Source organism: Maritimibacter sp. UBA3975 (genome assembly GCF_002384975.1).
Classification (GTDB): domain Bacteria; phylum Pseudomonadota; class Alphaproteobacteria; order Rhodobacterales; family Rhodobacteraceae; genus Maritimibacter.
In genome coordinates this window covers 22147-35338 of record NZ_DGCP01000012.1, presented here as the reverse complement: position 1 = coordinate 35338, position 13192 = coordinate 22147, and the positions used below count along the sequence as shown (strand labels likewise).

Here is a 13192-nt window from a genome sequence, read left to right as displayed (position 1 = left end):
AAACCGGGAAAACTGCTTGACCTTTGCCCCCGCGGGCGTTTGAACCCACCTGACCCGAAAAGACAGGTGGTGGGCCTTCATGGATAACCAGAATCGCAACCTCCTCATCGCGACGGTGCTGAGTTTTCTCGTCATCACCGCGTGGATGCTCCTCTTCCCCCCAGCGGAACCGGAAGCCGTCCAGCCCGAGGAAGTCGCAGAAACGCTCGCCCCCGGTGTGACGGACGAGACCGGCACGGCCACGCCGCCGAACGCCGCGGAGGCCACCGGCGACTCCGGCACGCCCGCAACTGGCGCCGACACCACCGCCGCCACCCTCGAAGACAGCCCGCGCATCCCGATCGAGACGCCGAAACTCTCCGGCTCGATCTCGCTCATCGGCGGGCGGATCGACGATCTGCACCTGACCGACTACCGCGTGTCCATCGCGGAAGGCGCCGACACCGTCACGCTGCTCCGCCCCTCCGGGCAGGACGCGGCGTATTACACGCTTTACGGCTGGGCGCCGGGCGGCGACCTTGGCAACAGCGACGTGCCCGGCGCGATGACCAACTGGACGCTGGAAGAGGGCGAGACGCTTACCCCCGACAGCCCAATCACGCTGGCCTGGACGAATGACGCGGGCATGACCTTCCGCCGCACGATTTCGGTGGATGAGGATTACCTCTTCACCGTGACCCAGTCGGTCGAGAACGGCTCCGACGTTTCGCAGCGCCTCGCCCCCTACGGCCTCGTGGCCCGCCATGGCGAGCCCACCGACCTCAAGGGTTTCTTCATCCTGCACGAGGGCGTCATCCGGCAGACGGACGAGGAACTGTCCGAGATCGACTACGACGACGTCACGGACCTCGACGTCGATCCGCGCGAACGTACGCCGGCCGAAGCGACCTCGATCACCGAAAACGGCTGGATCGGCTTCACCGACCACTATTGGGAAACCATCCTCGTACCCCAGTCCGGCCAGTCCTATACATCGGTCGTCAAATACGTCCCCTCGGCGGACATCTACCAGACCGAAGTGCGCATGCCGACGATGGAGGTCGCCCCGGGCGACCGCGCCGAAATCTCCACCCGCCTTTTCGCCGGCGCGAAGGAATGGGACACGATCCGCGACTACCAGAACGACGAGGGCATCTTCCGTTTCCTCGACTCGATCGACTGGGGGATGTTCTTCTTCCTCACGAAGCCGATTTTCGCGGTGCTGCACTGGTTGCATTCATTCATCGGCAACATGGGCTGGTCGATCATCGCGCTGACATTCGTCATCAAGATGGTGCTCTTCCCGCTCGCCTACCGGTCCTATGTCTCGATGGCGAAGATGAAAGAGCTTCAGCCGGAGATGGAGAAGCTGCGCGAGCAAGCGGGCGACGACCGCATGAAGATGCAACAGGGCATGATGGAGCTTTACAAGAAGAACAAGGTGAACCCCGCCTCGGGCTGTCTCCCTATCCTGCTGCAGATCCCGATCTGGTTCTCGCTCTACAAGGTGATCTTCGTCACGCTCGAACTGCGTCACGAACCGTGGTTCGGCTGGATCCGCGACCTCTCGGCACCGGACCCGTCCTCAATCCTGAACCTCTTCGGCCTCCTGCCCAACGCCACGCCGGACCCGACGAGCTGGTTCTACTTCTTCTCGCTCGGCATCCTGCCGATCCTGCTCGGTATCTCGATGTGGCTCCAGCAGAAGCTGAACCCGGCCCCCACGGACGCCACGCAGGCGACGATCATGAACTGGATGCCCTGGGTCTTCATGTTCATGCTGGGCCGCTTCGCTTCGGGCCTCGTCATCTACTGGATCGCGAACAACACGCTGACCTTTATCCAGCAGTACACGATCATGCGCAGTCACGGCGCCAAGCCGGACATCTTCGGCAACATCAGGTCGAGCTTCAAAAAGAAGCCGGCGACCGACAAGAAGTAGGGGCGTGAGCGCGCCCCTGCCCTTCCCCCTCGCCGAGGCACCGGACGATGCCGCGCGCGAGGCAGGGCGCCTGCTTTTCGCGGCGCCGACCGAGTTCCTCAAGGGCGTCGTCGCCATGTCGGGCCTGCCGCCCGATGACCGGCTCGAGGTCTGCTTCGCGGGCCGTTCCAACGTGGGCAAGTCGAGCCTGATCAACGCGCTCACGGGCCGCAAGGGCCTTGCCCGCGCGTCCAACACGCCGGGGCGGACGCAAGAAATCAATTTCTTCACGACGACAGACGGACCCTACCTCGTCGATCTGCCCGGATATGGCTATGCCAACGCGCCTCTGCCCATCGTCGAGAAATGGCAGCGGCTGCTGAAGTCGTATCTCTCGGGCCGCGCCACGCTGCGCCGGGCCTTTGTCCTGATCGACGCGCGCCACGGGGTGAAGGACGTGGATGACGAGATCATGTCGCTCCTCGACCGCTCCGCCGTGACCTTTCAGGCTGTTCTCACGAAGGCCGACAAGGTGAAAGCGACGGATCGCGAGAAGATCCTCAAGCAGGTGCGCGAGCGTCTGTCCAAGCACCCGGCCGCCTATCCCGAACTGGTCCTCACCTCCTCGGAAAAGGGCGACGGGATCGCCACGCTGCGCGCCATCATCGCCGGGCTGGATTGAGCGACGCCCGCGCCAGCCTTGCCGCCTGTTTCGCATCCGCGTAACACCAAGGGCGAACGCCCAAGGACACGACCATGAGAAAGCAGACGATGAACCGCGACTGGATCGCCACCGCCCGGACCCTGAACGAAGCCCTGCCCTATCTCCAGCGTTACGAGGGGGCGACGGTCGTCATCAAGTTCGGCGGCAACGCCATGGGCGACGACGCAGCGATGGAAAGCTTCGCCCGCGACATCGTCCTGATGCGCCATGTCGGCGTGAACCCGGTCGTGGTTCACGGCGGCGGCCCGATGATCAACGAGATGCTCGCCAAACTCGGCGTGGAGAGCGAATGGGTCGGCGGCAAACGTGTGACAGATGCGGCCACGGTCGAGGTCGTCGAGATGGTTCTTGCAGGCCGGGTGAACAAGCGGATCGTTCAGGCGATCAATGCCGAGGGCGGCCGCGCAGTGGGCCTGTCGGGGAAGGATGCGAACCTCATGGTCTGCGAACCGACCGATCCCAGGCTGGGCTTCGTCGGCACGCCGGTCGAGGTCGATCCCTTCGTGCTCAAACGACTGGCCGATTCCGAGACGATCCCGGTCATCGCCCCCATCGGCGTGGGCCGTGACGGCGAGACGTTCAATGTGAACGGCGACACCGCCGCGGGTGCAATCGCGGCGGCACTGAAAGCCGACCGCCTGCTCCTGCTGACAGATGTCGCCGGGGTCAAGAATGCCGAAGGGCAGTTCGTCACCGAACTGACCGCCATGCAGATTCGCGACATGACCCGCGAGGGCGTCATTTCCGGCGGCATGATTCCCAAGACCGAGACGGCGCTTGCGGCGATCGAGGGCGGCGTGCGCGCGGTGGTGATCCTCGACGGGCGGGTCGAAAACGCCTGTTTGCTTGAGCTTTATACCGAGCAGGGCCCCGGCTCGATCATCCGCCAAGGCTAGACGGCAGCGTATGCTGCGGCGCGGCTTGCCCGTATGGCAGCACTTCGGGTAGAACGTTCAGGCACCCCTGAAAAGTGAGACACCCCGACGTATGACTCTGCGCCTCATTCTGACCCGTCACGCCAAGTCCAGCTGGGACGATCCGCACATGAGCGATCACGACCGCCCCCTGAACAAGCGGGGTCGCGAGTCGGCGTTGGCCATCGGTCGGTGGCTGTCGGTGAAAGGGCTTTGCCCGGATGAGGTGTTCGTCTCGTCGGCGGAGCGGACGCGCGAGACATGGAACCTGATCTCCCGCGCCGGCTGCCCGAGTGTCGCGCCGGAAATCGCCCCGTCGCTCTACCTCGCCGAGCCCGATACGATGCTGAATGTTCTGAAAGGCGCGACCGGGAAGACCGTCATGATGATCGGCCATAATCCCGGCACCACTTTCGCCGCGCGCGGGCTTCTCGACACACCGCCCGCGACCCACCTTTTCGACCGGTATCCAACCGGAGCAACTGCCGTCATGGACTTTGAGATCGACCGCTGGGAGGACCTCATCTGGCGGATGGGCGAGCTGGTCGATTTCGTCGTTCCGCGCGATCTTGTCGCTGCGGAAGAGGCCCTGGCAAACGAACCGCCAGCGCTTTCGGCCTGACGACGTCGTGACGGCAGGCAACGGGCCCTCGCTTTGCGGGGGCCCTTGTCTTTTCCGGGGTCGCCTTCAGTGCCCGATGATCTGGCTCAGGAACTGCTGGGTGCGCTCCGACTTTGGATTGTTGAAGAACTCTTTGGGCTCGTTCTGCTCGACGATCTGACCGTCCGCCATGAAAATCACGCGGTTCGCGACAGCCTGCGCGAAGCCCATCTCGTGCGTCACGCAGAGCATGGTCATCCCCTCCTCCGCGAGCTCGATCATGGTATCGAGCACCTCCTTGATCATCTCGGGGTCGAGCGCCGAGGTCGGCTCGTCGAACAGCATGATCCGCGGCATCATGCACAGCGACCGGGCAATGGCCACACGCTGCTGCTGGCCGCCCGAAAGCTGGCCGGGATACTTGTTGGCCTGTTCCGGAATCTTGACCTTTTCGAGGAAATGCATGGCGCGTTCGACTGCTTCCTTGCGCGGCACCTTGCGCACCCAGATCGGGGCGAGCGTGCAGTTCTCGAGCACCGTGAGATGCGGGAAGAGGTTGAAGTGCTGGAACACCATCCCGACTTCCGAGCGCACCTTGTCGACGTTCTTGAGGTCCGAGTTCAGCTCGGTCCCGTCCACGACGATCTTGCCCGCCTGATGCTCCTCCAGACGGTTGATGCAGCGGATGAGTGTCGACTTGCCGGACCCGGACGGGCCGCAGATGACGATCCGCTCGCCGCGATAGACGGTGAGGTCGATGTCGCGCAGGACGTGAAAGGTGCCGAACCATTTGTTCATGTCGGCAATCTGGATCGCGACCTCGTCCGAGATCTGCATTTTCGACGTATCGACGGAAGGTTCGAGTTCGAGCGTTGACATGATGCGGATCCCTTAGTGGTGGTCTTTGCGGAGTTTCTTTTCCAACCACATCGAGTAGCGGGACATGGCGAAACACGAGAGGAAGAACAGGAGCGCGATGAAGCCGTAGAGCTCCCATACGATACCGTTCCAATTGGCGTCGGCGCGGATCGACCCGGTGAGGCCGATGGGGTCGAGCAGACCGATGATGGACACCAGCGTCGTATCCTTGAACAGGCCGATGAAGGTGGACACGATACCGGGGATCGAGATCTTGAGCGCCTGCGGCAGGATGATGAGCCGCTGCGCCTTCCAGTAATCCAGCCCCAGCGCATCCGCGGCCTCGTACTGTCCTCGTGGCAGGGCGGCGAGGCCGCCACGGACGACCTCGGCGATATAGGCCGAGGCGAAAAGCGTCGCCATGATCATGACCCGCAAGATGATGTCGAAATTCGTGCCCGGCGGCATGAAGATGTTGAGAAGCGTCGAAGCTACGAACAGCAGCGTGATAAGCGGCACGCCCCGTATGAACTCGATGAAGCCCACCGACAGGTACTTCACGATCAAGAGGTCCGACTGCCGCCCCAATGCCAGCACGACGCCCAACACGAGCGAGATGGCGATGGCGACCACCCCGATCCAGACCGAGAGCATGAAGCCACCGAACAACCGGCTCTCCACAACCTCGAGCCCCAAAGGGATGACCGAGAACAGGCCGGACGAGATTGGCCCGACGAGGAACAGCCAGAACAGGATCGGGACGAGCACCGCCACGATCACCGCGCCGAGGTTGCCGATCACGCCGTAGAGAAAACGGTAGGCTAGATAGCCGAGCGCCGGGCCTGCCGCGACAAGCAGAGGGGTCCAGATCGCCCCGCCCCACATCAGCCACGGCGCGAGGAAGAGGTAGGCGCCCGTGAACCACAGGACCTTGCGCGGGAAGACGTCGGAAAACAGCACCGGCCCCAGCGCCACGAAGAGGCCCAGGAAGGTCAGGATCGGCCGCCAGCGCAGCTCGTCCGGGTAGAACCCGAACAACAGCTGCTGCCAGCGCTCGGTGATGACCCCGTAGCAGGCCCCGCCGTGTTGCTTGCCAAGGTCCGCGATGATCTCGCGACACTCCGACAGCGACCCGGCGCCCCATGTGGGCGTCCAGAGCCACGGCACGATCGCGGCGAGGATCATGTAGATGAACATGAGCGACAGGATGGTCAGGATCGAGTTGAACCAGCCGGAAAACAGGTTCTCGCGCAGCCAGCCGATGATGCCGACCTCGGAGACCGGCGGCTCACGCTCGGGCAGCATGTCTTCGCGAACGTAGGAATAGTCGGCCATCTCAGCGCTCCTTCAACTTGACGGAGTTGTTGTAGATGTTCATCGCCCCGGAAATGGCGAGCGAGATCAGCAGGTAGATGAGCATCGTCATCATCACCGCTTCAAGCTCGCGCCCGGTCTGGTTGAGCGTGATCCCCATCAGCGTGCCGGTGAGGTCCATGTAGCCCACGGCGATGGCGAGCGAGGAGTTCTTGGTCAGGTTCAGGTATTGCGAGATGAGCGGCGGGATGATGACCCGAAGCGCCTGCGGCAGGATGACGAGCGACATGATCCGCCGTGGCCGGATGCCCAGCGCCGCCGCCGCCTCGGTCTGACCGCCGGAAATGGCGAGGATGCCGCCGCGCACGATCTCGGCCACGAAGGCCGCCGTATAGAGCGACAAGGCCAGCCACAGCGCGATGAAGGAGTTTCGCATGTGGGTGCCACCGGCAAAGTTGAAGCCGCGCAGTTCTGGCTTGCCAAGGTAGAAGCCCATGAGCCAGAGCGCGATGATCGTCGGCAGCAGTATGACCGCCGCGCGCCAGTACCACGTTCGCGGCCTGAGCCCGGTTCGGTTCTGTATTCGGTCCGCCCGTTTTCGGATCAGGCCAGAGACGAGTATCCCCGCGATCAGCGTCGACAAGACCACGATCAGTTCGAGGCTCACGTCGAAGCGCAGCCACGCATCCCCGAACAGGTGAACGTCGCCAAGCCCCTGACGCCAGGACAGGGGGTTGCCCTCTTCATCCATGCGCCCGAACAGCGGCTCGGGAACGTAAAAGCCGCGGTTGGTGAGCGCCACGTTTCCACCCAGCAGCATACTGGCCGCCGGGTCTTCGCCCCGGTAGGCCGAGGGCGCGGGCAGCGTCTCGATCAGGATGGCCATCGAGAAGACGATCCAGAGCAGCACCGGCACGTTGCGGAACATCTCGACATAGACCGTCATTATCCGCGCGATGAGCCAGTTGTTCGACAGGCGCAGAACGCCCACGATGACGCCGACTATGGTCGCCATGATGCAACCCATGACCGCGACCAGCAGCGTGTTGAGAAGACCCATGAGACCCGCGCGCGCATGGCTGTCGCGGGAGTCGTAGTCCAGCAGACGCTGGTTGATATCATACCCGGCAGGTTCGCCGAGGAACCCGAAGCCCACCGATTTCCCAAGATCCGCAAGGTTCTGGACGGTGTTGGACACAAGCCAGCCGATCAACAGCAGGAACCCGATCAGGGCGACGATCTGGATCGTGGCCGAGCGGTACCGGCTGTCATAGATGAGCATGGATGGACGGAAAGAGCCGCCCTCCGGTTCGGTCGCTGTTGTCATGGATTTTCCCCGTTGCCGCCGGTCTGTCTCCGAGCGGGTTGTCCCGCTTCCTGCATCCGGTCGAGCGTGTTCAGCCCCTGAAAGAAGTCGGGCGCGAGGTTTCCCCCGCGCCCGTTCTCATGCCTTAGCGGAAGGGCGGTGCGTAGAGCAGGCCGCCGTCTTTCCACTGGGCGTTCAGCCCGCGGGCCAGCCCGATCGGCGTCGACTCACCGATGTTCTTCTCGAAGATCTCGCCGTAGTTGCCGTTGGCCATGATCGCTTTCATCGCCCAGTCGGCTTCGAGGCCGAGCATCTCGCCCATCGTGCCTTCGGTGCCGAGGATCCGGTTGATTTCCGGGTTGTCGGTGCCGTTGGACAGTTCCTCGATATTGGTCGAGGTGATGCCGAATTCTTCGGCGGCGATCAGCGCGTTGAGCGTCCAGCGCACGATGTCGGCCCATTCGTCATCGCCGTGGCGTACGAGCGGCCCGAGCGGCTCTTTCGAGATGATTTCCGGAAGGATCGCGTGATCCGTCGGAGTCTCGAACGAGGCACGAGTGGCGGCGAGGCCGGAAGCGTCGGTCGTGTAGGTGTCGCAGGCACCGGCAAGGTACTGCTGCTGCGCCTCGGCGTTGGTTTCGATCGGAACCGGCTCATAGCTGATGTTGTTGGTGCGGAAGAAATCCGCGAGGTTCAGCTCGGTCGTGGTGCCGGTCTGGATGCAGACAGTCGCGCCGTCGAGTTCCTTGGCCGAGGACACGCCCAGCGCCTTGGGCACGATGAAGCCCTGACCATCGTAGTAGTTGACGCCGGCGAAGGTGAACTTGAGGTCCACGTCACGGGTCAGCGTCCAGGTGGTGTTGCGCGACAGGATGTCGACTTCACCCGAAGCCAGCGCGGTGAAGCGGGTCTTCGGCGTGGTGGGCACGAATTCGACGGCCTCCGGGTCACCCAGAACGGCGGCGGCGACGGCACGGCAGACGGCGACGTCGAAGCCTTCCCATCGGCCATTGGCGTCGGGCGCTGCAAAGCCGGTCAGGCCGGAGTTCGCGCCGCACTTGAGCGAGCCGCGCGCCTGGACATCGTCCAGCGTCGCGGCGGATGCGGCGCCGGCCATCATGCCGGCCGCTGTCAGCGCGCCGAGAAATACGGATGTTTTCATGTTTACCTCTTCCTGATGTTCGCCCGTTTCGGGCGTTATGATCCGGTCTTACGGCCGGTGGCGATACGAGGAATGGGGCAGACCCCCTCCATGCCAAGAGTTTGGGCAATTATTCGTCTGTGCGTCAAGGGCCGAGGGATTCGTTACGGGAGACTAACCCAAGGTAATCCTTGGATTTTCGTTCTCGGCAGAAATTTCCGGTTCAGGTTTTTTGATCGGCGAGACGAAAAAAGAGCGCCGAGTCCAGAAATGCCTGTCGTTTCAGCGCCGCATGTTCGGTCGCCTCCTCGTCCGCGCCCCACAGTTCGGCCTGCCAGTCCTCGTCGATCCGCGACACATTGAACGCCTGTTCGGGGTCGAGTTCATCGTGGGCCACGGCAAGCCCGATGATGAGCGAGCCGGAGATCGCGACGAGGTCATGGAATGCAGCCAATCGGAACGCGTCGAGGGCGAAGACCTGCGCGCGAAGCCGCTCGAGCGCGGCCTGATCCTGCGGCGCGTGCATGATGCCGATACGGGGCTCGAGCCGCGCGTCGAACCGCGCATGCGCCCAGTCGAGCAGCGGGTCCCATCCCTCGGCCTGCCGCGCGACGAGTTCCACGGGCGTATCGGCGCGGTAGCAGGTCAGGTCGCTATCACCATAGGCCGCGATCAGGTCGGCGACCTCGGCATGCTGCACGGCCACCTTGTCGAGCGCCGAATTGGCGGTGCGGGTCATGGGCATGACGGAGGGGTCGATATGCTCACCCTGCGCCTCCCACTCCGCCGCACAGGCCTCGGCCAGGGCCAGCGTGGGCAGCGTGAAAGGAGCCTTGGCCGGTGTGCGCACCGTCCTGTGGTCGAGATAGACCGTGAATCCCCCGTCGCAGCGGTCCGCGCGGGTCTCTTTCCAGAACCGTTTCGGGGCCCAATCGCTCATGATCCGCTCCAAAGTCTTTCGATGGTGGGGACGAGGTCGGCGACCCGGTCGATCACCGCATCCGCACCCGCCTGTTCAAGGTCTCGCGCCGCGTGATAGCCCCATGTCACCCCGATGGTCGAGACCCCGGCGGCCCGCCCCGCCTCGATGTCATAGGTCGTGTCGCCCACGAACACCGCATCCTCCGGCGCGACACCCGTGGCCGCCAGCGCCGCGTTCACCATCGCCGGATGCGGCTTGGACGGATGGTCGTCCGCCGTCTGGGTGGTCGCGAACAGACCCGCGATCCCGTAGGTCTCGACAATGCGTTGCATCCCCCGGCGCGACATGCCCGTTGCAGTGCCGAGAAACACCTCGTCACGCGCGGCGAGGCTCTTCATCGCTTCGAGTACCCCGTCAAAGAACGGCGGCGCCCCGTCGTGCTGGCGCGCGGTCATATAGGCATTGCGGTAGGCCTCCACCATCCGCGCCTGGTCGTCCTGCGTGAATGCGCCGAACAGCCGCGCAATCGCCTCGACCAGCGACAGGCCCACGACGCTGAGGGTGTCCGCCCGGGTCGGCATAGGCAGGTCCGCCTCGTTCGCCGCCGCCTCCATCGCCGCGACGATGGCATGCTGGCTGTCGATCAGCGTCCCGTCGACGTCGAACAGGACGAGCTTCAGGGGGCCCATTCATCCTCCTCGAACGGGTCGTCCGGGGCTTCGTTGGCGTGCAGCCCGAGCTGTTCCCAGGTCCGCGCCATGTGTTCTGGTAGCTCCGCCTCGATAAATATCTGCCGCTTCGTGACCGGGTGCTCGATCTCGATGGACCGCGCATGAAGATGCAGCTTCTTCGACACCTCGCCGCCCAGCATCGCGCCCCAGCCGTCGCCAAGGTTCTCCTGCCCTGACCCGCCGTACTTGCCGTCGCCGATGATCGGATGGCCCAGCTCGGCCATATGCGCGCGCAGCTGGTGGGTGCGCCCCGTGACCGGCACGAGCCCGACCCAGGCGGCGCGCTGCGCCAGCGGCTCGATCACGACGTAATCCGTCTCAGCCCGCTTGGCGCCCTCGACCTTGGCGACCTCGGCCGGATGAAGGCAGAGCATCTTCTCGCCCTCGCCTTGGCCGCCATGCCCCGGCGCCTTCACGAGCCCCCATTTGAGCGTCCCTTTGCGCGGCGTCGGCACGCCAGCAACGATGGCCCAGTAGATCTTGCGCGTGTCGCGGTGCCGGAAGGCAGCGGTCAGATCCTTGGCCACCTGCCGCGTGCGGGCAAGAAGCAGGACGCCCGACGTATCCTTGTCCAGCCGGTGAACGAGCCGCGGCTTGTCGTCGTAGCCGGAGGTCAGCGCCTCGGCCATGCCGTCGATATGTCGGGTCTGTTTCGACCCGCCTTGCGTCGGCAGGCCCGGCGGCTTGTTCAACGCGATGATGTGGTCGTCCTGATAAATCACGCAGTCGCGGATCAACTGCGCATCCTTGTCGGTGACCGACGAACGCGGCGCAGGCTGGGGTGCATTCGCATCGGGCAGCGGCGGGATGCGCACCTCCTGCCCAACTTCGACGCGGGTGGAGGCCTTGACCCGCCCGCCGTCCACCCGGATTTCGCCCTTGCGGCACATCTTCTCGATCCGGCCCTGCGGCACATGCGGAAACAGCCGCTTGAACCAGCGGTCGAGCCTTTGGTCGCCTTCACCCGCGGCGACCTCGACGGTCTGAACCCGGCTCATGCGAACACCGCCCGGGCCGCATAGGCCCCGACCACGAGCGCACCAAGGGACAGCGCGACCGAAAGCGCGACATAGCCCGCCGCACTCGCCACCTGCCCGCGTTCGAACAGCGTCAGCGTGTCGAGCGAGAATGCCGAAAAGGTCGTGAACCCGCCAAGCACGCCGGTCATCAGAAACGGGGCGTAGGCGTTGCCGCCCTTCTTCGCCAGCACGACGAACAGAACGCCCATCAGGAAAGACCCCACGACGTTCACGATCAGCGTTCCGGCGGGGTAGCCGTGACCGAAAGCCCGCGTGGCGCCCACGTTGACGAGATAGCGCCCCGAGGCGCCAAGAGCGCCACCCAGGGCGACTGAGAGAACTGTGCCGAACATGGCCTTCCTCTCCCGCGTAGGGGCGGCGGAGTCAACCACGCCGCTTGGCCCTCAGCCCGGCGAAGAAGTCCACGCGCTTCTTGAGTTCCCGCTCGAACCCGCGCTCGACGGGCTGGTAGTAGACCGGGCGCTTGAGGTCGTCAGGGAAATAATCCTGTCCCGAGAACCCGTCCTCGGCATCGTGGTCGTACTGATACCCGGCGCCGTAGCCCTCGTCCTTCATCAGCCGCGTGGGTGCGTTCAGGATGTGCTTGGGCGGTGGCGCCGATCCGGTCTGCTTCGCCTGCGCCCGCGCGGCTTTGTAGGCGACGTAGCCCGCATTGGATTTCGGCGCGAGGGCGAGGTAGGTGACCGCCTGCGCCAGCGCCAGTTCACCCTCGGGCGACCCGAGACGCTCATAGGTCTCCCAAGCATCGATACAAATCCCGTTGGCCTGCGGATCGGCAAGCCCGATGTCCTCCACCGCCATCCGGGTCAGGCGGCGGGCAAGGAACCGGGGGTCTTCACCGCCCTCAAGCATCCGCGAAAACCAGTAAAGCGCCGCATCCGGGTCACTCCCACGCACGGATTTGTGCAGCGCCGAGATCAGATTGTAATGCCCGTCCCCGGACTTGTCGTATTGCGCCGCGCGCCGCATCAGCCGGGTGGCGAGCGCCTCGCGGTCAAGCTTGCCGTCGACCTGCCACGCCATCACCTGTTCGATGAGGTTGAGCAGCGCGCGCCCGTCCCCGTCGGCCATGTCGATCAGCGCCTCGCGGCCCTCGCCGGTCAGCGGCAGCGCCCGCTCCAGTTCCCGTTCGGCCCGCTGCGCCATCCGCTCGAGGTCGGCGGGCTCCAGCCGCTTCAGCGTGATGACCTGTGCACGGCTCATGACAGCGGCGTTCAGTTCGAAGGACGGGTTCTCGGTCGTTGCCCCCACGAGCAGGATCGTCCCGTCCTCCATATGCGGTAGAAACCCGTCCTGCTGCGCCTTGTTGAAGCGGTGGATCTCGTCGACGAACAGGAGGGTCCCCTGCCCGTTCTGGCGCCGGATCTTGGCGGATTCGAAAACCTTGCGCAGGTCCTGAACACCCGTGAAGATCGCCGAGATCTGGATGAAGGCGAGGTCGGTTTCATCCGCCAGCAGCCGCGCAATGGTGGTCTTGCCAACCCCCGGCGGCCCCCAAAGGATGAGCGAGCCAAGCGAACCGGACGACAGCATGACGCCCAGCGGGCCGTCCGGTCCCAGCACAGCCTCCTGCCCAATCACCTCGTCCAGCGCGGAAGGGCGCAGCCGGTCGGCCAACGGGCGCGGCCCGCCCCCTTTCGCCCCTTCCGCAACGCTGTCGAACAAATCCGCCATGCGCCCAATCTAAGCCCCGGCGCCCCCGGCTACCAGCGCCCCTCTTCTCTGTTTTGAAAAACCTTCG

Annotated in this window: 13 protein-coding genes; 4 read left to right on the top strand and 9 right to left on the bottom strand. The window is 64.5% G+C overall.

Annotated features, from left to right (window positions below; all coding sequences use genetic code 11):
- Positions 1 to 79: 79 nt before the first annotated feature.
- From yidC to B2585_RS13955, 4 genes are all read left to right on the top strand, one after another.
- Positions 80 to 1921, top strand: coding sequence for a membrane protein insertase YidC (yidC, locus tag B2585_RS13970; protein WP_292024323.1), 1842 nt, complete (start codon positions 80 to 82; stop codon positions 1919 to 1921).
- A gap of 4 nt (positions 1922 to 1925) precedes the next feature.
- Entirely contained in the window at positions 1926 to 2582 is a 657-nt protein-coding gene (gene yihA / locus B2585_RS13965) for a ribosome biogenesis GTP-binding protein YihA/YsxC (protein ID WP_292024321.1), read from the top strand.
- Positions 2583 to 2656: 74 nt separating this feature from the next.
- Positions 2657 to 3520 (top strand): acetylglutamate kinase, encoded by an 864-nt coding sequence (argB, locus tag B2585_RS13960; protein WP_292024319.1) that lies wholly within the window; start codon positions 2657 to 2659, stop codon positions 3518 to 3520.
- Between the two features lie 91 nt (positions 3521 to 3611).
- Positions 3612 to 4160 (top strand): SixA phosphatase family protein, encoded by a 549-nt coding sequence (locus B2585_RS13955; protein WP_292024318.1) that lies wholly within the window; start codon positions 3612 to 3614, stop codon positions 4158 to 4160.
- A 66-nt stretch (positions 4161 to 4226) separates the two neighbouring features.
- Here B2585_RS13955 and B2585_RS13950 read toward each other — a convergent pair whose 3' ends face one another.
- From B2585_RS13950 to B2585_RS13910, 9 genes are all read right to left on the bottom strand, one after another.
- On the bottom strand, positions 4227 to 5018 hold the full coding sequence (locus B2585_RS13950) for an amino acid ABC transporter ATP-binding protein (RefSeq protein ID WP_292024316.1): 792 nt from the start codon (positions 5016 to 5018) through the stop codon (positions 4227 to 4229).
- 12 nt (positions 5019 to 5030) lie between these two features.
- On the bottom strand, positions 5031 to 6332 hold the full coding sequence (locus B2585_RS13945; protein ID WP_292024314.1) for an amino acid ABC transporter permease: 1302 nt from the start codon (positions 6330 to 6332) through the stop codon (positions 5031 to 5033).
- Position 6333: 1 nt separating this feature from the next.
- Positions 6334 to 7638: an amino acid ABC transporter permease gene (locus tag B2585_RS13940; RefSeq protein WP_292024312.1), complete on the bottom strand. Its 1305-nt coding sequence runs from the start codon at positions 7636 to 7638 to the stop codon at positions 6334 to 6336.
- Between the two features lie 124 nt (positions 7639 to 7762).
- The gene (locus tag B2585_RS13935) at positions 7763 to 8779 is read right to left on the bottom strand and encodes an amino acid ABC transporter substrate-binding protein (RefSeq protein WP_292024310.1); all 1017 of its coding nucleotides are present in this window, start codon (positions 8777 to 8779) and stop codon (positions 7763 to 7765) included.
- A 202-nt stretch (positions 8780 to 8981) separates the two neighbouring features.
- Entirely contained in the window at positions 8982 to 9698 is a 717-nt protein-coding gene (locus tag B2585_RS13930) for an ATP12 family chaperone protein (RefSeq protein ID WP_292024308.1), read from the bottom strand.
- Complete coding sequence (locus B2585_RS13925; RefSeq protein ID WP_292024306.1) at positions 9695 to 10369, bottom strand: HAD-IA family hydrolase; 675 nt, start codon at positions 10367 to 10369, stop codon at positions 9695 to 9697. The genes B2585_RS13930 and B2585_RS13925 overlap by 4 nt, the downstream gene beginning before the upstream one ends.
- The gene (locus B2585_RS13920) at positions 10357 to 11409 is read right to left on the bottom strand and encodes an RluA family pseudouridine synthase (protein WP_292024304.1); all 1053 of its coding nucleotides are present in this window, start codon (positions 11407 to 11409) and stop codon (positions 10357 to 10359) included. Before B2585_RS13920 ends, B2585_RS13925 begins: the two co-directional genes overlap by 13 nt.
- On the bottom strand, positions 11406 to 11783 hold the full coding sequence (gene crcB, locus B2585_RS13915) for a fluoride efflux transporter CrcB (protein ID WP_292024303.1): 378 nt from the start codon (positions 11781 to 11783) through the stop codon (positions 11406 to 11408). Before crcB ends, B2585_RS13920 begins: the two co-directional genes overlap by 4 nt.
- A gap of 31 nt (positions 11784 to 11814) precedes the next feature.
- Complete coding sequence (locus B2585_RS13910; RefSeq protein ID WP_292024301.1) at positions 11815 to 13125, bottom strand: replication-associated recombination protein A; 1311 nt, start codon at positions 13123 to 13125, stop codon at positions 11815 to 11817.
- Between the last annotated feature and the right edge of the window lie 67 nt (positions 13126 to 13192).